Raw genomic sequence first — 233 nt, forward strand, 5'->3', positions numbered from 1 at the left:
GCACGGTGTGGGGCGGTACGTGGAGATGGTGCAGCGCACTGTCGGCGGCGCTACCCGCGAGTACCTCGTTATCGAGTACGCGCCCTCCAAAAAAGGTCAGCCTGGTGATCGCCTCTTCGTGCCGGTGAACTCGCTGGATCAGGTGACCCGATATGTCGGGGGGGATGCCCCCAGCCTCGACCGTATGGGTGGGGGAGACTGGCGCAAGCGCAAGGCGCGTGCCCGCAAGGCGG

At 66.5% G+C, this 233-nt stretch carries 1 protein-coding gene; it reads left to right on the forward strand.

Going from position 1 to position 233, the window contains the following annotated elements; genetic code table 11:
• Positions 1-25: 25 nt before the first annotated feature.
• The coding region (locus O4H62_RS26410) for a CarD family transcriptional regulator (RefSeq protein ID WP_269391864.1) at positions 26-233 on the forward strand (208 nt) is incomplete at its 3' end.

The sequence above is a fragment of the Parahoeflea alexandrii genome, from assembly GCF_027214025.1.
GTDB lineage: Bacteria > Pseudomonadota > Alphaproteobacteria > Rhizobiales > Rhizobiaceae > Hoeflea > Hoeflea alexandrii_A.